At 47.0% G+C, this 18,156-nt stretch carries 21 protein-coding genes; 8 read left to right on the top strand and 13 right to left on the bottom strand.

The window, feature by feature from the left end; all coding sequences use genetic code 11:
- Positions 1-2: 2 nt before the first annotated feature.
- Together ACFO0S_RS03220 and ACFO0S_RS03215 are read right to left on the bottom strand one after the other, a co-directional pair.
- A complete protein-coding gene (locus ACFO0S_RS03220; protein ID WP_378140116.1) occupies positions 3-1,304 on the bottom strand; it encodes an HD domain-containing protein in 1,302 nt (433 codons plus the stop codon).
- 163 nt (positions 1,305-1,467) lie between these two features.
- Complete coding sequence (locus tag ACFO0S_RS03215) at positions 1,468-1,716, bottom strand: YuzB family protein (RefSeq protein WP_378140114.1); 249 nt, start codon at positions 1,714-1,716, stop codon at positions 1,468-1,470.
- 147 nt (positions 1,717-1,863) lie between these two features.
- Here ACFO0S_RS03215 and ACFO0S_RS03210 point away from each other — a divergent pair, with 147 nt between their 5' ends.
- On the top strand, positions 1,864-2,469 hold the full coding sequence (locus ACFO0S_RS03210) for an RsfA family transcriptional regulator (RefSeq protein ID WP_378140112.1): 606 nt from the start codon (positions 1,864-1,866) through the stop codon (positions 2,467-2,469).
- A 232-nt stretch (positions 2,470-2,701) separates the two neighbouring features.
- Here ACFO0S_RS03210 and lipL read toward each other — a convergent pair whose 3' ends face one another.
- Complete coding sequence (gene lipL / locus ACFO0S_RS03205; RefSeq protein ID WP_378140110.1) at positions 2,702-3,529, bottom strand: octanoyl-[GcvH]:protein N-octanoyltransferase; 828 nt, start codon at positions 3,527-3,529, stop codon at positions 2,702-2,704.
- A gap of 15 nt (positions 3,530-3,544) precedes the next feature.
- On the bottom strand, positions 3,545-4,492 hold the full coding sequence (pta, locus tag ACFO0S_RS03200) for a phosphate acetyltransferase (RefSeq protein ID WP_378140108.1): 948 nt from the start codon (positions 4,490-4,492) through the stop codon (positions 3,545-3,547).
- A gap of 143 nt (positions 4,493-4,635) precedes the next feature.
- Between pta and hemQ the strand changes: the two genes are divergently transcribed.
- The gene (gene hemQ, locus ACFO0S_RS03195; RefSeq protein WP_378140106.1) at positions 4,636-5,385 is read left to right on the top strand and encodes a hydrogen peroxide-dependent heme synthase; all 750 of its coding nucleotides are present in this window, start codon (positions 4,636-4,638) and stop codon (positions 5,383-5,385) included.
- 326 nt (positions 5,386-5,711) lie between these two features.
- On the opposite strand, the gene ACFO0S_RS03190 is transcribed toward hemQ, so the two are convergent.
- The 4 genes from ACFO0S_RS03190 to ACFO0S_RS03175 are packed head-to-tail and all read right to left on the bottom strand — an operon-like array spanning position 5,712 to position 7,829.
- On the bottom strand, positions 5,712-6,092 hold the full coding sequence (locus tag ACFO0S_RS03190; RefSeq protein ID WP_378140104.1) for a DUF423 domain-containing protein: 381 nt from the start codon (positions 6,090-6,092) through the stop codon (positions 5,712-5,714).
- A 21-nt stretch (positions 6,093-6,113) separates the two neighbouring features.
- Entirely contained in the window at positions 6,114-6,398 is a 285-nt protein-coding gene (locus ACFO0S_RS03185) for a YwdI family protein (RefSeq protein ID WP_378140102.1), read from the bottom strand.
- Between the two features lie 38 nt (positions 6,399-6,436).
- Positions 6,437-7,087, bottom strand: a complete 651-nt coding sequence (locus tag ACFO0S_RS03180; RefSeq protein WP_378140100.1) for a uracil-DNA glycosylase — start codon at positions 7,085-7,087, stop codon at positions 6,437-6,439.
- A gap of 4 nt (positions 7,088-7,091) precedes the next feature.
- Entirely contained in the window at positions 7,092-7,829 is a 738-nt protein-coding gene (locus tag ACFO0S_RS03175) for a DUF4230 domain-containing protein (RefSeq protein ID WP_378140098.1), read from the bottom strand.
- Between the two features lie 97 nt (positions 7,830-7,926).
- Between ACFO0S_RS03175 and ACFO0S_RS03170 the strand changes: the two genes are divergently transcribed.
- The 5 genes from ACFO0S_RS03170 (at position 7,927) to ACFO0S_RS03150 (ending at position 11,908) form a co-directional block, all read left to right on the top strand.
- Positions 7,927-8,187: a hypothetical protein gene (locus ACFO0S_RS03170; RefSeq protein WP_378140096.1), complete on the top strand. Its 261-nt coding sequence runs from the start codon at positions 7,927-7,929 to the stop codon at positions 8,185-8,187.
- A gap of 91 nt (positions 8,188-8,278) precedes the next feature.
- Entirely contained in the window at positions 8,279-9,112 is an 834-nt protein-coding gene (gene thiD / locus ACFO0S_RS03165; RefSeq protein WP_378140094.1) for a bifunctional hydroxymethylpyrimidine kinase/phosphomethylpyrimidine kinase, read from the top strand.
- A 73-nt stretch (positions 9,113-9,185) separates the two neighbouring features.
- The gene (locus ACFO0S_RS03160; RefSeq protein WP_378140092.1) at positions 9,186-9,536 is read left to right on the top strand and encodes a YojF family protein; all 351 of its coding nucleotides are present in this window, start codon (positions 9,186-9,188) and stop codon (positions 9,534-9,536) included.
- Positions 9,537-9,548: 12 nt separating this feature from the next.
- Positions 9,549-10,238 (top strand): bacillithiol biosynthesis deacetylase BshB2, encoded by a 690-nt coding sequence (gene bshB2 / locus ACFO0S_RS03155; protein ID WP_378140089.1) that lies wholly within the window; start codon positions 9,549-9,551, stop codon positions 10,236-10,238.
- 323 nt (positions 10,239-10,561) lie between these two features.
- A complete protein-coding gene (locus ACFO0S_RS03150) occupies positions 10,562-11,908 on the top strand; it encodes a YjiH family protein (protein ID WP_378140087.1) in 1,347 nt (448 codons plus the stop codon).
- Between the two features lie 83 nt (positions 11,909-11,991).
- On the opposite strand, the gene ltrA is transcribed toward ACFO0S_RS03150, so the two are convergent.
- From ltrA to ACFO0S_RS03125, 5 genes are all read right to left on the bottom strand, one after another.
- Positions 11,992-13,266, bottom strand: coding sequence for a group II intron reverse transcriptase/maturase (gene ltrA / locus ACFO0S_RS03145; RefSeq protein WP_378140085.1), 1,275 nt, complete (start codon positions 13,264-13,266; stop codon positions 11,992-11,994).
- Between the two features lie 611 nt (positions 13,267-13,877).
- Positions 13,878-14,828 carry an L-threonine 3-dehydrogenase gene (locus ACFO0S_RS03140; protein ID WP_378140083.1) on the bottom strand — a complete coding sequence of 317 codons (951 nt, stop codon included), beginning with the start codon at positions 14,826-14,828 and terminating at the stop codon, positions 13,878-13,880.
- 183 nt (positions 14,829-15,011) lie between these two features.
- Positions 15,012-15,863, bottom strand: coding sequence for a MetQ/NlpA family ABC transporter substrate-binding protein (locus ACFO0S_RS03135; protein ID WP_378140081.1), 852 nt, complete (start codon positions 15,861-15,863; stop codon positions 15,012-15,014).
- Positions 15,864-15,878: 15 nt separating this feature from the next.
- Positions 15,879-16,550 carry a methionine ABC transporter permease gene (locus ACFO0S_RS03130; RefSeq protein WP_378140079.1) on the bottom strand — a complete coding sequence of 224 codons (672 nt, stop codon included), beginning with the start codon at positions 16,548-16,550 and terminating at the stop codon, positions 15,879-15,881.
- Complete coding sequence (locus tag ACFO0S_RS03125; RefSeq protein WP_378140077.1) at positions 16,540-17,553, bottom strand: methionine ABC transporter ATP-binding protein; 1,014 nt, start codon at positions 17,551-17,553, stop codon at positions 16,540-16,542. Before ACFO0S_RS03125 ends, ACFO0S_RS03130 begins: the two co-directional genes overlap by 11 nt.
- On the opposite strand from ACFO0S_RS03125, the gene ACFO0S_RS03120 reads away from it, so the two are divergent.
- Positions 17,545-18,156 (top strand): hypothetical protein, encoded by a 612-nt coding sequence (locus tag ACFO0S_RS03120; RefSeq protein WP_378140075.1) that lies wholly within the window; start codon positions 17,545-17,547, stop codon positions 18,154-18,156. The genes ACFO0S_RS03125 and ACFO0S_RS03120 overlap by 9 nt on opposite strands.

Genomic DNA, 18,156 nt, shown 5'->3' with positions numbered 1-18,156 from the left:
CATTACACCTCCTCTAGTCCTAATAAGTCACGAATACGCTGGAGTTTCGGGGAATTTCCCTGCAAGCGTTCTGCGGGGAAATACAATTTATGATCCGATCGTCGTTTTCCTGAGACAGCTACAACGATTTCAGATTGACGGGACAGTTCCCGAATTTCGCCAGAAGGCATTAGTAAATGAATCGGGATACGTTCGCCTTCTTCACCAGGACGGTAAAAATCGTACGGTAAATCGGATGAGGAATCGAACACTAAATAGTACGCAGGGTCGACACCTGCTTCCGCAAAGAGCTGCTCAAGCTCCCGCATCTTCATAAAATCTTTCGCCGGGTCGAATTCAATGTATTGGAACAGTTTGCGGTACATAAAACGCGAACACAAATCTGCTAAAATCTCATCTTCTTCTTTTGTCCACAGCTGGAAATACGTAAGCAGAACGCTCTCATCTAGAGCCACATAGTCTTCGAGTGTAAAACTGCCATCGAAAAAACTCAGGAAGTGAGTCGGTTCATGTTTGAACGTGTACCCATCTTCACTCAATTTCTTTGCCCGGTGCAAAGCTTTCGTCAAAATCACTTCAGCACTTCGGGATACGGGATGAAAGTACACTTGCCAGTACATTTGATAACGGCTCATGATATAGTCTTCCACTGCATGCATTCCGCTCGATTTGATGACGACTTGGTCTTCTCGTGGACGCATCACTCGTAGAATTCGTTCCATATCAAAATGTCCATAGCTGACGCCAGTGAAGTAGGCGTCACGTTGCAAGTAATCCATGCGATCGGCATCGATCTGGCTAGAAATCAAACTGACTACTTGTTTGTTTGGATAGGTCTTGGCAATGACGTCAGCTACTTTTTGTGGAAAATCGTCACTGACACGGCGGAGAATCGCATTGACTTCTGTATCTCCAAGTAAGATGGCTTGCGTAAAGTTCTCATGATCAAGGAGGAAGACATTTTCAAACGCATGGGAAAACGGTCCATGGCCTAGGTCATGAAGGAGCGCGGCGCACAGGACGACAAGTCGCTCGCTGTCATCCCATTCCGAGCGTCCGGCGAAACTACTATCGACGATGCGGCGGACGATTTCGTAGACACCTAACGAGTGACTGAACCGGCTATGTTCTGCACCGTGAAACACGAGAAACGTAGTGCCCAGCTGACGAATCCGGCGAAGTCGCTGAAATTCTTTTGCCCCGATGACGTCCCAAATCACTTGGTCACGAATATGTATGTAGCGGTGTACAGGGTCTTTAAATACTTTTTCTTCCGCGAGCTTTTGTTGTGCATATGCGGTCATTTTTTCACCGTCCTGTTTGAGCTGTTCTCTAAGTATAAGGAAGTTTGATTTGGATGAAAAGGGACTTCCGTACTGCTCTTTTTCTATACCCTTGTCTTCGACAAATCGAACATCGTTTCCTTTAAAAATATAAAACAGCCTGCGGAAGATTCCGATCAGACTGTTAACGTGTGGGCATCATGCCTTGAGATTCGAGCTTAGCTACGACTTTGTCCATGAGCTCGTCCTCGGAGAGGGCAGCGACTGGACGATTGTTCACAAAGGTGAATGTCTTTTTGCGGCCGGGTCCACAATATGACTGGCATTCTTTGACTTCTATTTCAGCTTCCGGATCAAGTTCTTTTAACCTTGGAAGCAAAGTTTTCAATTGCACGGCATCACATTCAGTACAGACACGAAAATGATTGGCCATAGGATCCACAACTCTTTTCTTCATAGTTTTAAACTAGATGCTATTGTAGCGCAGGAAGTATTCACTATCAAGCGAAAATTATGTGAATAAAAGTCTTCGAAACTGCCTATGCTAGATACTAGAACCGAAGAGAAAAGAGGAATGGACATGACAAAAACGCGTCAAGATGCTTGGCAAGAAGAAGCTGATATTCAGCTAGCAGACATCGTGCTCCGCCACATTCGTGAAGGTAGCACCCAGCTCAATGCATTTGAGGAAGCCGGAAACAAGATGAAACGCACAGCGGCTGCGTGTGGGTTCCGCTGGAATGCAGTAGTGCGGCACCAGTTCGAGGAACAAGTGGAAGAAGCAAAAGAAGCTCGGAAAGAGAAACTGAAACTGATGGGAAAAGCTTCGCGTGCGGCTAATTTACGCTACCTGACTCAATCAACAGAGGAAGAGAACCGTTCGTTCCCTCTTAGTTCCCTATCTCTTGATATTGTCATTGCGTACCTGGCACGCCTGCAACGCAGTGAAGGCTCGAACACGCGTGTTGAACAGCTACATCAGTTGACGGCGAAGCGCGCGGATGAACTGGAGCAGCGCTTGCAAGCGGCCGAACGCGAAAACTTTCTTCTACGACAAGAACGTGAAGAGTTCATGGTGATGATGGACCGGGCTCGCCAATTAGTGGCGCTTGGTCAAGAACTCCCAGACCGCACGCAGTTCCAAATGGAGCATAACGGGAATCTGGTCCGGGTAGAGCAGATCTAACAGACAGGTAATAGGACAGTTTACTAGACAGTCCAAAGGACACCCACAGGAACTAGTGGATTGCCAAATCCCTTGCTAGGAAGATTTTTACCCATCATGCTTTTCCTATACAGATGGGAGAGACCTATCCGGAATGGACCGGGTAACCCACTCAAATGGATCCCCAATCTATTTCATCTTCCACACCAAACTAAAAGCGCCGCTTCCTCATATGTGAGGAGCAGCGCTTTTGTTAGTTTGTGAGCATCTTATGGTTGCGTTCGACGACGCGGGTCAAGTAGCCGTGATAGAGTTCGAGTTCGCTTTCTGACAGTGACTGCAGGCGTACGTCATCTGCGATGGCGTGCAGCACTTGGTAGCTGCGGATGACGAGCTCTTGCACGGTGAGCGGAAGGCCCGTGAGTTCCGCGAGAGACGCCATCACTTCCGGACGAATCTGTGGGTACGTGAACTTCGTTTCTTCCCCTTGAAGCGCTTGCTCGTAAAAGACACGAATCATCTCGGCGCGTTCGCTACCGCTTCCTTCGACACATAAATAAATCTGGACGGCAATCCCCTTCCGGATTCGGCGCTGGGAGATGCCTGCGAACTTCTTGCCGCGGATACTTAGGTCATAATCTCCGGGACAATAAGAGCCCACTATCTCGTAGGCTTCTATGTCGTCCGCCACTTCCGGGAGCATTAGTCGCACAAAATCGACCATAGCTTCGTACCCTGCAGGAATATCGATTCCCTGCTCCTCCTCAGAAAAGACGAGCGACAGGTTCAACACACCCTCATCGAGCACGACGGCAAGGCCACCTGAGTTCCGGACAATAGGAGTAAACCCTTGCGTACGTAAGTACTCCATTCCTTCTTCCACAAATGGCAACCGGTGGTCTTGAATACCGAGTACCACAGTCTGGCGGTGCACCCACGTCCGGAGTGTTGGCGGAGAACCGAGTAGGCCTACAGAATGGCATAGGGTATCATCTGCCGCGAAGGATTCAAGTGCGGAACGGGATTGAGCACTGAGGGACTCGTCCCAGAAGCGCCACAAGGGGCGTTGTAATAAATTCATAATGTAACTTCTTTCTTATTTTAGACTTTGGGCAGCTGTTAAATAGCTGAGTTTGTAAACGTCATCTGCTGAGCAGCCGCGGGATAGGTCATTGACAGGTTGATTAAGTCCTTGCAGAATCGGGCCAATCGCTTCAAACCCACCGAGACGTTCGGCAATTTTATAGCCAATGTTTCCAGCTTCGAGGGACGGGAAAACAAAGACGTTCGCGTGACCTGCAACTGCTGAGCCTGGTGCTTTCTTCTCGCCAATAGCTGGTACGAGACTCGCATCAAACTGGAGCTCCCCATCGACAGCAAGTGTTGGATTTTTTTCTTTGACGATTTCAAGTGCTTTGGCGACTTTTTCGGTTTCCGGAGAGACAGCAGAACCTTTTGTAGAAAAAGATAAGAGAGCCACTTTTGGATCGATGCCAAACGATTTCGCTGTCTTCGCCCCTTCTAAAGCAATTTCCGCAAGGTCGTCACTATCGGGTGCAATCGTGATCGCACAATCAGCAAAGACGAACCGAGTGTCCTCTTTCACCATAATGAACGCACCACTTGTTTTCTTAATACCCGGCTTGGTTTTAATGATCTGTAATGCAGGACGAACCGTATCTGCTGTCGTATGGGCAGCGCCACTAACAAGGCCATCAGCTTTTCCGGTATAGACGAGCAATGTGCCAAAATAGTTAACTTGTTTAAGCAGCTCACGCGCCTCTTCAGCCGACGTCTTCCCATTACGGCGCTCTACAAAGGCCTCGACAAGCGCATCCAAGTCCGGGTAGCTTTCAGGATGAAGCACGGTAATACCTTTTGAAGCCAGTTCTGGAACCTCCCCAATGACAATCGGCTCAATAATACCTTCTTCTTTTAAGCGGAGTGCTGCTTCTTGAATGCGTGGGTCGCTTCCTTCCGGTAAGACGATTGTCTTCTTATGACCTCGCAGCGTATCCTTCACTTCCTCAATAAAATGCGTCATGTCTGTTCCTCCTCAGCATCTACTACTGCAAGAATACATGATTTAGTCACAGTTTGTCATGCCGCGCTGTGCTTTGGATAGATAGGGCTGTTGGGAATATGGTAAACTGAGGGTGTTGAAAGTAATTAAAGGAGTGTTTATATATGAACGAAGCAGCAATTACATTAGATGGCTGGTACGTCCTGCATGATTTCCGTACGATGGACTGGTCTTCTTGGAAGCAAATCTCTGCGGAAGAACGCCAAGCCGCGACGGATGAATTTTTGCACTTTTTAGAGGACATGCAAAAAGTAGATGATGCAAAAGAAGGCGCCCATGCATTTTATACGGTTGTCGGTCAAAAAGCGGACTTTATGCTAATGACACTTCGCCCGACAATGGACGAGTTACACACGATTGAAAACCGCTTCAATAAATTAGCGATCGCGGAATACACCATTCCGGCATATTCGTATGTGTCTGTTGTTGAGTTATCAAACTACTTAGCAGGCGAGTCGAACGAAGATCCTTATCAAAACCCGCATGTACGTGCACGTCTATACCCGGAATTGCCACGCACACCGTACGTCTGCTTCTATCCAATGGATAAGCGTCGTCAAGGCGAGGACAACTGGTACATGCTATCGATGGATGACCGCAAAGCAATGATGCGCAGCCACGGTATGATTGGCCGTCAGTACGCAGGGAAAGTAAAACAAATCATTTCCGGTTCCATTGGTTTTGATGATTTCGAGTGGGGCGTAACTTTGTTTGCAGACGACGTCTTACAGTTTAAGAAACTTGTCTATGAAATGCGTTTTGATGAAGTCAGTGCGCGCTACGGTGAGTTCGGCTCGTTCTTCGTAGGAACGTATCTGGATGCAGAGAAGCGTAAAGCATTCTTCGAAATTTAATATTCATGAAGCAGCACAAGACCTTCGCTTTTCTGTGGTCGCACCCTCAAGCCTCCTCCGGGTTACCCAAAGTGTTATCCTGTTGCAAAGGCTAGAAACACACTCCAAAATCATTCGCACCCATTGAGGCAAAGAACGCCTCATTGGGCGCGCCTGATTTTCTCGGAGTTTCTGGAGCAGCCTTTTTAACATTTATATTTACGCTTTGCTCCCCCGTGCGGGGTCTCGAAGGCACTCTGATCCACTAGAAGTCTTCGGTCTTGTGCTGCTTCATTCTCTAGCTACATATAAAAATCCGACCCATGAGAGGTCGGATTTTTTTGCATTTAGATGGCAGATTTCACAACGGCTACGATCAGTAAGATCCAGCCGACCAGAAATGCCACGCCACCGATTGGAGTGATGGCTCCGAGAATCCCGACTCCGCTTAAAGCAAGAACAAATAGGCTTCCAGAAAAGATGATGATTCCAATTAAAATCGCATAACCTGCTCCGTTTAAAATCCCGCTTGCGCCGAGTAAATTCGGATGCAACAAGATACCAATTGCAATCAATGCAATTGCATGAAACATTTGATACTGAACCGCGGTCTCCCAAATGGCAAGGTAGCGTTCTGTCAATCGCTCTTTCAGTGCGTGGGCACCAAAAGCACCAAGTGCGACAGCTAAGAATCCATTAATGGCTCCGGCAATTAAAAATAACTTCATGATCAAACGACCTTCTTTCCGTTAAAAATCAAATAGTGAATCCCCGTTCGCATCGTCTTCTTCGAACCGTTTGCCACTGAGGGGGACGGCGGGTGTCGCTTGAGTCTGCACAGAAGGCGATGGTGGTGCAGTCATCTGAGCTACAGGTGAGACCATCTGAGTTGTTCCAGTTCCACCTGCAAGTCCCACATCACATAACGCACGAATAGCCGCAAAGCACTCTCTTCGCTCGGCGTCTGTTGTTGCGGTTTGAAGACGTTGTGTATAGGCATGTAGCTGTTCAGCCACTTGTTGATAACTGATCATCTGCGGTCCTCTCCTTTTTCACCGTTATGCTAACTCACTTAGCGGCAAAAATCAATGGGTTCTCTTCCCCACTCTTCCAGCTTTGCATTGATTTGCGAATACGGGCGACTTCCGAAAAATCCTCGCGATGCACTGAGTGGACTAGGGTGCACCGATTCGAGGATGAGATGCTTCTCAGTATCAATGAGAGCTTTCTTCGTCTGGGCAGGACGTCCCCACAATACGAAAATCACCGGCTCCTCTTTCTCAGATACTGCACGAATCACCGCATCCGTAAACGTTTCCCAGCCCCATCCTTTATGGGAATGCGCATTACCTTCTTCAACGGTCAGTACGGTATTCAGTAGCAGGATGCCTTGAGCAGCCCAACTGCGAAGGTCGCCATCCTGACGCGTACAACCAAGGTCACTCTGCAGTTCTTTATACATATTTCTGAGTGACGGCGGAAGTGGCGTGCCGGGTTGTACAGAGAAACTCAGACCATGCGCTTGCCCTTTTCCGTGGTATGGGTCTTGTCCGAGAATAACGACTTTCACATCATCATAGGCTGTGTATTTTAGCGCATTTAAGACGTCATCCCATTCCGGGAAGATCGTTTTACTTTCATACTCTAGGTTGAGTCGTTCTTTCAACTTAAGAAAATAGGGTGCTTCCCATTCGTCTTGCAGCACGTCTTTCCATTTTGGCATGGACTCACTCCTTGAATTCGATGGTTACGTCATACCCTACGAGTTGGAACATTTCGTTTAGGGTCTTCCCTGCATTTGCTTCCGCCAGTGTCAACAGGCCTTGCTGCTCCGATTCTTTGATCATCAATGCCTGGGCTTCTTCAGCAAGCTCATAGGCCTCTGAAATATCAGGTTGTCCACGAAGTAACCCTTCAAATGAGTGGATTTCTACTTGATCAAAGATAATCGTCGGGTCTCCCAGAATTTGCGGTTTCGGAATGGTCAACGTGGCGGTTTTCGTTTCTTCATCTAACTCGATATCATTTTCTGTAATTCCCGCAAAATCAATTCCCGCACGGACTTGTCCTGGTACTACGACAAGAACTTTACGAAGCGTCCCGGGTAAGTTGACACCAATTTCTTGGCCGAACAATTCATTGTCTTCACGCTCAATAATCACTTTTGTCACCGATTCTGCCGTTGCGAGCTCTTCTAGATTATTCAGTCGCTCCACAATCGCACTTTTTTCTTCCGTAAATGTACTTCCTCCGAGGAAGTTCCAGAAATAGATTGGCGTAACAATTGCTAGAATCAAAACAATGGCGAGTGTTATCCAAAAGGCGTTTGGAATAAATTTCAGAACTTTCCACGACCAATTAAAGCTACGCGGCGGTGAAGCTTCCGCATAGGTTGCAGCAGTCTCTTCTTGTTTTAACTCTTGTAGTAACTTCTCAAGTTCCTCCACTTGTTTTTTTCTCGACATCCGCTTCCCTCTTTCGGCATTTTCTTCCACCATACCAGAAAAAATTGACTAGGAACAACTCGAAACCTCGTGATAGGATGACAGAAGAGGTGAAGTTATGTCAGATTTACGACTGCGAGAAAAGATACGTGAAATTGAGAAGGCTGCGACAACAGAAGACCGAGTTCCGGAACGTGCGAAATTCTGGGGTATCACTCTCTTCACGTTGGTGGGAATTCTCGTAATACTTGCTTTATTGATACTCGCTATCCTTTCGTTCATCGGAGGAAGTTTGTGGACAGGAATGATTCTTGGCGGAATCGCAGCCGCGCTTAGCTGGATAGGCTGGAATCTTTGGCACGCGCCTAAGCTTCCTTAATGGAATTTACAGAAGAGTCTGCTACAATAAAAGATAGAAATTTACCAGAGCGTTCGCAATCGCTCCCGGTTGACTTAGAGGAGGAAATGACATGTCTATCAAAAAGACGTTAACAATCGCAGGATCCGATACTTCAGGAGGCGCGGGCATCCAAGCCGACTTAAAAGCATTCCAAGAACATGGTACATACGGGATGACAGCTTTAACCGTAGTTGTGACTATGGATCCGGAAAATGACTGGGCACATGGTGTATACTCTCTACCAACGGATGTATTGAAACAACAGATTAAAACAGCCCTATCTACTGGCGTTGACGCAATTAAAACGGGCATGCTGAGCACAGAAGAAATCATTGAGATCGCTGGAAATGCGATTCAAGAAGCGAACGTTCCAAACGTCGTCATCGACCCAGTTATGGTATGTAAAGGCGAAGACGAAGTATTAAACCCTGGTACAGTGGGTGCAATGATTGAACATTTGCTTCCACATGCAACTGTCGTGACACCGAACTTATTTGAAGCCGGACAACTTTCCGGACTTGGCGCATTAAAGACAATCGATGATATGAAAGCCGCTGCGAAAAAGATTCATGAGCTTGGCGCGAAAAACGTCATCATCAAAGGTGGTAAGCAGTTGAAGCATGAGAAAGCGGTTGACTTGTTCTACAATGGAACGGAGTTCAAACTGTTTGAAACAGAAAAGACGCCGACTTCATATAACCACGGAGCTGGTTGTACATTCGCCGCTTCTATTACAGCGAACCTTGCGAACGGCCTGTCTGTCGAAGACGCGGTTCACGAAGCGAAAGAATTCGTTTCCGCTGCCATCAAACATGGCTGGAAACTAAACGAGTACGTCGGCCCTGTCCTACACGGCGCAAAAACCGTTCACGGCGCACCTGACGTGACAGTTTCTGAAGCATAATTGGATTCATATCAACAACCAGTAGCCTGCGAGAGCAGGCTTTTTCTATCGAAGTGACGTAAGGAGGTCCACCATGGAACCTGTATCCATCGAACAATTACAACACCACCTCGATTCCTTCGCGAACGAGGACGTCTACATCCATCTTGAAACCACAAATGGTGCTTATGCCAATCACTTTAACCAAGAAGTGTTCAACGCAGGCGCCTTTATCCGAAATGTGCAGCTGCGTTATGAGCTAGCCAAAGTCGCGGGAGACGCTCCGCACCGAGTGGGGCTTAAGCTTCCGAACGGTTGGGTGTATGCACAAGGCATCACACATTTTGAACTAGATGAACACGACCGCATGTTGATGGCGGGTCACGATTTTAATGGAAAGCTTGCGGTGGCGCTGCAAATCAGCCGAACACCGTTTGCGTATTAAGGAGGATGACAGATGACCTTACCTACTGAACAAGCCGTCCTCGTGATCTTCCCCCACCCAGATGACGAAGCATTTGGCGTTTCCGGTACGATTTCTACCTACATTAAACAAGGCGTGCCTGTAACGTATGCATGCCTTACATTAGGTGAAATGGGACGTAATTTAGGAAACCCACCTTTTGCTACACGAGAATCACTTCCACAAATCCGGAAGAAGGAACTGCAAGCTTCGGCGGATGCCATGGGACTTACAGATCTACGGATGATGGGACTACGGGACAAGACGATTGAATTTGAAGACGATGACAAGATGGTGCGTCTCGTGCGCGACTTGATTGACGATGTGAAGCCATCTCTCATCATCACGTTCTATCCGGACTATTCCGTTCACCCGGACCATGAGGCAACAGCCCGTGCAGTGTCTCGTGCAGTGTACCGGATTCCAGCTGAAGACCGCCCGAAAATCTATGCTGTTGCGTTCTCGAACGCAACGAAAGGCGACCTTGGCGAACCCGACATCATTCATGATATTACAGCGGCTCGCGAACAAAAGATGGGTGCGATGCGTGCGCACATCTCGCAGACATCCTGGATGCTCGAGGAGATGGAAAAGCGTCTTGCAGAAGGTGAACCCGAAGCTGAAAACTGGCTCCATTTTGAGCGTTTCTTTGTGTATGACGTTGAGAAAAGTAAGTATCAATAAGTATGGCCTCCGCTTTTGCGGAGGTTTTTTAAATTATTTTTCGTCACGATTTTCTCGCCATAAAATATTCAATAACTATGAATATATATTCATAGACTGTATATTTATTGCTTGATAAATCGTGTAAAAAGTGAATTGTCCAAATAAAATAAATAGTAAAAATTCACTTTTATTTGTAAGGTGCTCTTTATTTCCCCTTCGAAAAGCCCTGCATATCGCCAATCCTTATGATATTTGGCAGGATATTACATAGACAAGTGAAAGCGCTTTTCGTATGATAAGTGCACGGTTTCATCGAAGATTTTACATAAAGGAGACTCTCAATGAAAAAGAAATTTTCTCTTTCCACCTGGTTATTGTTTTTAATCCCTTCAATTATCGGGATTATTTTATTCATGGTTCCGCTGCCTGACGGAGACACGATGCGTGTACCCATCGCTTCATTTGCGAACGTCTTATCTGGCTGGCTAGCACCCATAATTCAATGGATAGCCCTCATCACAATAGCCATTGCTGCTATCGGATCTATCCTATTTATTGCAAGACCTAAAGACGATTCTTTCGCTTCAGGATTATTTAAGGTAACTCCTTTTTGGCTAGTCGTTCGAATTGTTGCTCTTGTTTACGCTATTATGATTATTTTCCAAATCGGACCAGAACCTGTTTGGAATGAATACACAGGTGGCTTACTTTTAGAACCTACTGAAGGTTTAGTCTCTTTCCTGTTTACGATTTTCTTATTTGCCGGACTTTTACTTCCACTTCTTTTAAACTTTGGCTTACTTGAATTCTTTGGAGCATTACTTGTAAAAGTCATGCGTCCGTTGTTCAAATTACCAGGTCGCTCAGCAGTCGATGCCGTCACTTCTTGGGTTGGAGACGGTACAATCGGTGTCCTTTTAACTTCACGCCAATACGAGCAAGGTTACTATACGAAGAAAGAAGCCGCGATTATTGGGACGACTTTTTCTGTCGTTTCCATTACATTCAGTATCGTCGTTATTGAAGAGGTGGGACTAGGCCAATACTTCTTACCTTTCTATGCAACGGTCATTTTAAGTGGGATCATTCTAGCTCTCATCATGCCACGAATTTATCCACTACGCGGAAAGTCAGAGACATATATTGACGACACACCACTTGATTTGTCTCGTGAAGAGTTGCCGAGTCATCATTCAGTTGTATCGTACGGCCTTGAAAATGCCTTAGAGACCGCGAACGCTAATCGCTCAGTTTCAAAATTCTTTAAGGATGGTCTAAAAACTGTTGCAGACATGTATATTGGCGTAGCTCCAGTTGTACTTGCTTTTGGTACTACTGCCCTCATGCTTGCTGAATTTACGTCGGTCTTCACCATTTTAGGTAAGCCGTTTGAACCTTTACTGATGTTAGCAGGTCTTCCAGAAGCTTCTGAAGCTGCTGCAACCATTGTAGTTGGCTTTGCAGACATGTTCTTACCTGCCATTTTAGGTCAATCTATTGAATCAGAAATGACCCGTTTCTTCATTGCGACAATGTCGGTTACCCAGTTAATCTACATGTCCGAAGTTGGGGGCTTGTTGCTTGGTTCGAAGATTCCAGTAAACTTCAAAGACTTACTAATGATTTTCTTACTACGTACACTAATTGCTTTCCCAATCATCGCGGTGGTTGCTCATATCTTATTCTAATCGAGTAGAGAGAGAATAAGGTATACTTATTCTCGTCCCTCTCACAACACCGTACGTACGGTTCACGTATACGGCGCTTCAATTTATATTGCAGTGTAAACTTTTAGATAACGTTCTAAAGCAGAGGGAATCCCCCTCTGCTTTAATCGTTTATTAGAGAGCGCTCTATGGACAACTTTCGATTGTCCAATAAACCGGTAGCCCTTCCTACAGTAAGTTAAGCCTTTGGCTTCCTCTTCTGGTATTCCTAAATGGACTAGTGATTTGATTTGTTTACTCGAAATCTTCCATTGCTTCCAGATGATGACCCGAATCCTTGAGCGTAGTTTCTCATCTATGCGAGTCATGGATTTTTTCATCTTGGCAATTTTAAAGTAGTTGACCCAGCCAACGATGACCTGTTTTAATTTCACGATTCGATAGTCCAGTGGGACACTCCAACTTCGCTTCGTGAGAAGTCGAAGCTTTCTTTGGAACTTCTTCATAGATTCCTGATGGGGCTTCACATGGTATCTCTTGTCAGTGAAATCATAGTAGTATCCGAATCCTAGGAACTTCAGTTCTTTCGGACGAGAGATTCGGCTCTTTTCAGCGTTGACGATTAGCCCTAACTTATCTTCAATGAATGTGACGATGGACTTCATTACTCGGTCCGCTGCTTTTTGGCTCTTTAAGAAGATAAGTGCATCGTCCGCATATCTTACAAACCGCAGGTTCCTCTTTTCGAGTTCCTTGTCCAGTTCATTCAACATAATGTTGCTGAGTAAGGGACTGAGATTGCCCCCTTGTGGAGTACCGACAGGGGTCTCTTCATAACTTCCCTTTACCATGACCCCACTGACCAAGTACTTCCGGATGAGTGAGATCACGTCTCCATCTTCTATAGTATTAGAGATGATTCGCATGACCTTGTCATGATTGACCGTATCGAAGAATCTTTCCAAGTCGATGTCCACGACCCAGTCGTATCCGTCGTTCAAATACTCCAAGCTTTGAATAATCGCCATCTCGCAGCTTCTTTTCGGTCTGAAACCATAACTGTGCTCGCTAAACTGCTGCTCAAATATCGGACTGAGTACTTGGTGGATGGCCTGTTGGACCACCCGGTCCACTACTGTTGGTATTCCCAATTGGCGCATCTTGCCGTTCTCTTTAGGGATTTCCACTCGCAAGGCAGCTTGTGGCCGGTACTTTCTAGTCCGGATGCTTTGGCGCAGCTCATCCTTGTTCTCCTTCAGATATTCCTTCAGCTCATCCACAGTTATCCCATCTACTCCACTTGCACCTTTATTCCGATAAACACGCAGGTAGGCTTTGTTCATGTTATGGTTACTCAAAATTTGCTCTAAAAGTTCCACACTCGTTTCTCCTTTCCTCTCGCGTAGTAAGTGATAACTCCAGTTTAGGCTGTCCTTTGAGATACGCTCATACTTTCACCTGTAACACATTCGGAGTCTATCCCTTACGCACTCGCGGCGTTGAAACACTATAAATTGTTCAGCCCTTCATGGATTACTTCCACTACTATGGCTTCTGCTGACTTCTTGCGGTAAACCTTTTTCGACTGCACATCGTGCATCCGCAAGACCTCCCAGGGTAAGACAACCATCTTTCCTCTTTTACTCGCCTGATTTACCCAATAAAGTTACGCACATCTTTAGGACTTTGACTTGCATTGGAGCCTTATCCCTTTATCAGGCCTTCGTATCAGATTTCTGTTCGTCGAGCCAAGATTTTATTCCACGCTTCCTCCAGCCCATACCTCGCGGTATGTACCTTGCGCTTCCTTAGTGGTTGGTCGATGTGTACCCCCACAGTGGACTTTCACCACCTAGATAGTTGCCATGCCTGGCACACAATAAAAAGAGGATCCTTTTGAGGATCCTCTTTCTTGTGTTTATCTTAATGAAATCGAGTTGCAAACCCCAGAAACACACTGCGAAATTTCTAGAGCCGCGTTCTCCACATCTTATCGTAGTTGTTTTGCACGTAATTGCTTGAACATGTCTCTCGTCATTGCATCTAAATCGTACTGTGCTTTAAAGCCCCATTCCGCTTTCGCTGCAGACACATCAATCGAATCCGGCCAGCTGTTAGCAATTGCTTGGCGTACTGGATCCACGTCGTATGACAGTGTAAATTCCGGAAGCTCTTTACGGATCGCAGCAGCGAGCATTTCCGGGTCAAAGCTCATGGCGGTCACATTGAAGGCATTGCGGTGTTCGAGTTTCGAAAGATCCGCTTCCATCAAGTCGACAATCGCTTGAAGCGCGTCTGGCATGTACATCATATCCATAAACGTGCCTTTGTCAATGTATGATGTGTATGAACCTTGTTCCAGCGCTTTGTAGTAAATTTCCACTGCGTAATCCGTCGTTCCTCCACCCGGAAGTGTCTCATAAGAGATCAACCCTGGGAAACGTACACCACGTGTATCCACGCCAAACTTCTGGAAGTAGTAGTCGCAGAGAAGCTCTCCGGATACTTTGTTGACACCGTACATTGTGGTCGGACGCTGCAAGGTGTCTTGTGGTGTATTCACTTTCGGTGTAGAAGGACCGAATGCACCGATGGAACTTGGTGTAAAGAATTGCATGTTTTCCTCGCGCGCGACTTCAAGTGCATTCACTAGGCCACCCATGTTGATGTTCCACGCAAGAAGTGGCTTTGCTTCCGCTGTAGCTGAAAGAAGGGCTGCCATGTGCATCATCGTGTCCGCGCCAAAATCTTTGGCAATACGGTGCATCTCTTCTGCATTCGTCACGTCAAGAATTTCAAACGGACCTTCTTCTACGACCCGGCTGTCAGTACGGCGAATATCGGTTGCCAATACATTGTCGGTGCCATACTCTTTGCGCAATTTGGTGATGAGTTCTGAACCGATTTGACCAAGTGCTCCGGTAATCATAATCTTCTTCATTCGAATTCTCCTCATTTACAATTGTATTTTTAGAAAGAACATTATTTAAATATAAACATTGATTTAATAGCCGTTTTACACTTGTCATTATATTATGTTCTTTCCAGATACACAAGATGAAAAGAAAAATCCCGCAGCCTATAGCTGCGGGACAATCATCCTATACGTGATGGCACAGTTTACTTAGCGGTTGACCATCCACTCCGGTTTTCCGAAGCCTTCAAATTCTTCATCAATCACTTGTTCAAATGCTTCTGATTCCACAATTTCAATCAAGTCTTTTGCAAGTTGAGAATTTTTGTTTTCAGCAGTTACAGCGACCACGTTACGGTATTGGTCCGGCATGTTCTCTAAGAACAGTGCGTCCATCAGATTAAGGCCTGCTGCTAAAGCGAAGTTTCCTGGGACTGCGGCAAGATCCGCACTTTCAACTGCACGTGGAAGTCCAGCTGCTTCGATTGGTTGGAATACCAAGTTTTTCGGGTTATCCTGCACATCTTTTTCTGACGCTTTTAACTCTTCCACGTCCGGGTTAATCGTAATAAGCCCTTGCTCTTGAAGCGCAAGCAAGGCACGTGCTGCATTCGAAGGATCGTTTGGTAACGCAATTGTAGCGCCGTCTGCAATCTCTTCCACTGACGTAAATTCATTTGAGAAGAAGCCCATTGGAGCAGTTGGAACGATTTTCAGCGCTTCGAGGTCCATGTTGTTCTCTTTTTCAAAGTTTTCTAAGTAAATCGTATGCTGGAATAAGTTCGCATCGATGTCGCCATTATCAAGCGCTTTGTTCGGTTGGATGTAGTCACTGAATTCCACAAGTTCCACTTCATAGCCCTTTTCTTCCAACTGAGGAATAATGGCTTTTGACAGCATGTCGCTATAAGGACCAGCCGTTGCGCCTACTTTGATTTCCTTCGTTTCTTCTCCTGCTGTGGACGAGTTGTTGTCTCCTGTTGCAGACGAGTTATCGTCTCCACATGCGGCAAGTCCTAGTGTGAGTGCAGCTGTTGCTGCAAATAGTGTCCATTTTTTCATCGTTCATTTCTCCTTTTATCGTTTATCTATTTTTTTGGCCGTCCAGTCTCCAACAAGTTGAATGACTTGGACGAGAATAACTAAGAGTGCTATGGTCGCGACCATAATTGTGGTGTCGTAGCGGTAGTACCCAAACCGAATCGCAAGATCCCCGATTCCGCCACCACCTACTACACCCGCCATCGCTGAATACGCGACAAGACTGATGACGGTCAGTGTAAGTCCTTGAACAATACTCGTTTTCGCTTCCGGGAGAAGCACTTCTCGAATGATCATGAGGGGTCTGGCACCTACGGCAATCGCCGCTTCAATCACGCCTTTATCTATCTCCCGCATCGCTGACTCCACAATCCGGGCGAAAAACGGAATTGCTGCAATCGATAGCGACACACTCGCTGCACGAGGTCCAATCGTACCTCCCACCAGCAAATCTGTGAGCGGTGTCAGAGCAACAAGTAAAATAATGTACGGGATGGACCGCACTAAGTTGACCGTGAACCCGACCGTGCTCTGGATGAACCGGTTCGGCAGGATCAATCCTCGGTCTGTCACAAACAGCAACACGCCGAGCGGCAATCCAATCACAACCGCCACCGAAACCGAAATACCAATCATCAGCATCGTCTCGATGAACGCTTTCCAAATGTCAGGCCCCATCGAGATCAAGTGAGGGATATCAAACCACATGTGGCAGCACCTCCACTTCTACATCGCGCTCTAGGAAATACTGCTTCGCCCGCTCGATATCCTCTTCCCGCCCTTGGACTTCTAGCAGAAACACACCGAGCGGCTTTTCCTGAATGTAGTCAATGGACCCGTGCAGGAAGTTGGCAGCGAGCTCAAATTTTCGGACCGTATCGGCAATGACGCCTTGGCTGGCCACATCTCCTTTAAAGAGGAGTTTTAAAATTTGTCCCTGCACGTCCCGCAGAATATGCGGTGGCAACCTGTAATTCACGACACTCGCAATGAATTCTTGGGTGAGCGCTTCTTTCGGTTCCGCAAACATCTGATACACACTGCCTTCTTCAATCACTTTCCCCTGCTGCATGACAGCCATCCGGTCGCAGATTTCTTTCACGACATGCATCTCATGCGTGATAAGGACAATCGTAATCCCGAGTTCTCGGTTGATTTTTTTCAGTAAATGTAAAATCGATAACGTCGTCTTCGGATCCAGTGCGGACGTGGCTTCATCACACAGCAACACTTTCGGATTATTCGCCAGTGCCCGTGCAATCCCCACACGCTGCTTCTGCCCTCCACTTAACTGTGACGGATACACATGCTGCTTGTCTTCGAGCCCCACCATCTTCAGTAGTTCTTCAATACGGGTTGCCCGTCGCTTTTCTGCTACACCTGCCGCTTTCAGCGCGAACGCAATATTCTCTCCCACCGTCTTCTGACTGATCAGATAAAAGTGTTGAAAAATCATCCCGATCTTCAGTCGCGCTCTCCGCAGTTTTTCTCCTGATAAGCTCGTTAAATTTTCCCCATCCACCCAGACTTTTCCGGACGTTGGTTGCTCCAGGAGATTGATGCAACGCAGTAAGGAGCTTTTTCCGGCGCCAGAATAACCCACGATGCCAAAGATTTCACCTTTTTCTATCGTCAGGTCCACATGGTCCACTCCGAGAACCTCACCTTTTTTCGTCTTGTACACTTTCGTCAATTGTTCGATTTGAATCATGTTGTCACCTCGGTCTTGTTGTTATGTGCCGCTGTCCTACTCGGCGACCCTGGGATCGACCGTGTCGCGTTCCTACCCACTGTCCTACTCGGTGACCCTGGGTTCGACCGTGTCGCGTTCCTACCCACCGTCCTACTCGGCGACCCTGGGTTCGACCGTGTCGCGTTCCTACCCACTGTCCTACTCGGCGACCCTGGGTTCGACCGTGTCGCGTTCCTACTCACCGTCCTACTCGGCGACCCTGGGTTCGACCGTGTCGCGTTCCTACCCACCGTCCTACTCGGTGACCCTGGGTTCGACCGTGTCGCGTTCCTACCCACCGTCCTACTCGGCGACCCTGGGTTCGACCGTGTCGCGTTCCTACCCACTGTCCTACTCGGTGACCCTGGGTTCGACCGTGTCGCGTTCCTACCCACCGTCCTACTCTGCGACCCTGGGTTCGACCGTGTCGCGTTCCTACCCACCGTCCTACTCGGCGACCCTGGGTTCGACCGTGTCGCGCTTTCGATTTTCTCGGAGTTTCTGGAGCAGGTGGCTTCACATCTAGAAATGAAAAAATGCCCCTCTCACAATTTTCATCATGAAAGAAGCATCCGCTTATAA

Origin of the sequence: Chryseomicrobium palamuruense, assembly GCF_042649045.1 — a bacterium.
Taxonomy (GTDB): Bacteria; Bacillota; Bacilli; order Bacillales_A; family Planococcaceae; genus Chryseomicrobium; species Chryseomicrobium palamuruense.
The sequence above is the reverse complement of the archived record's forward strand: the minus strand, read 5'-3'. Positions and strand labels throughout refer to the sequence as shown.

Bases quoted from the DNA above. Each gene is read 5' to 3' on its own strand.
- ACFO0S_RS03220 (WP_378140116.1), bottom strand. From the start codon at position 1,304: ATGACCGCATATGCACAACAAAAGCTCGCGGAAGAAAAAGTATTTAAA.
- ACFO0S_RS03215 (WP_378140114.1), bottom strand. From the start codon at position 1,716: ATGGCCAATCATTTTCGTGTCTGTACTGAATGTGATGCCGTGCAATTG.
- ACFO0S_RS03210 (WP_378140112.1), top strand. From the start codon at position 1,864: ATGACAAAAACGCGTCAAGATGCTTGGCAAGAAGAAGCTGATATTCAG.
- lipL (WP_378140110.1), bottom strand. From the start codon at position 3,529: ATGAATTTATTACAACGCCCCTTGTGGCGCTTCTGGGACGAGTCCCTC.
- pta (WP_378140108.1), bottom strand. From the start codon at position 4,492: ATGACGCATTTTATTGAGGAAGTGAAGGATACGCTGCGAGGTCATAAG.
- hemQ (WP_378140106.1), top strand. From the start codon at position 4,636: ATGAACGAAGCAGCAATTACATTAGATGGCTGGTACGTCCTGCATGAT.
- ACFO0S_RS03190 (WP_378140104.1), bottom strand. From the start codon at position 6,092: ATGAAGTTATTTTTAATTGCCGGAGCCATTAATGGATTCTTAGCTGTC.
- ACFO0S_RS03185 (WP_378140102.1), bottom strand. From the start codon at position 6,398: ATGATCAGTTATCAACAAGTGGCTGAACAGCTACATGCCTATACACAA.
- ACFO0S_RS03180 (WP_378140100.1), bottom strand. From the start codon at position 7,087: ATGCCAAAATGGAAAGACGTGCTGCAAGACGAATGGGAAGCACCCTAT.
- ACFO0S_RS03175 (WP_378140098.1), bottom strand. From the start codon at position 7,829: ATGTCGAGAAAAAAACAAGTGGAGGAACTTGAGAAGTTACTACAAGAG.
- ACFO0S_RS03170 (WP_378140096.1), top strand. From the start codon at position 7,927: ATGTCAGATTTACGACTGCGAGAAAAGATACGTGAAATTGAGAAGGCT.
- thiD (WP_378140094.1), top strand. From the start codon at position 8,279: ATGTCTATCAAAAAGACGTTAACAATCGCAGGATCCGATACTTCAGGA.
- ACFO0S_RS03160 (WP_378140092.1), top strand. From the start codon at position 9,186: ATGGAACCTGTATCCATCGAACAATTACAACACCACCTCGATTCCTTC.
- bshB2 (WP_378140089.1), top strand. From the start codon at position 9,549: ATGACCTTACCTACTGAACAAGCCGTCCTCGTGATCTTCCCCCACCCA.
- ACFO0S_RS03150 (WP_378140087.1), top strand. From the start codon at position 10,562: ATGAAAAAGAAATTTTCTCTTTCCACCTGGTTATTGTTTTTAATCCCT.
- ACFO0S_RS03140 (WP_378140083.1), bottom strand. From the start codon at position 14,828: ATGAAGAAGATTATGATTACCGGAGCACTTGGTCAAATCGGTTCAGAA.
- ACFO0S_RS03135 (WP_378140081.1), bottom strand. From the start codon at position 15,863: ATGAAAAAATGGACACTATTTGCAGCAACAGCTGCACTCACACTAGGA.
- ACFO0S_RS03130 (WP_378140079.1), bottom strand. From the start codon at position 16,550: ATGTGGTTTGATATCCCTCACTTGATCTCGATGGGGCCTGACATTTGG.
- ACFO0S_RS03125 (WP_378140077.1), bottom strand. From the start codon at position 17,553: ATGATTCAAATCGAACAATTGACGAAAGTGTACAAGACGAAAAAAGGT.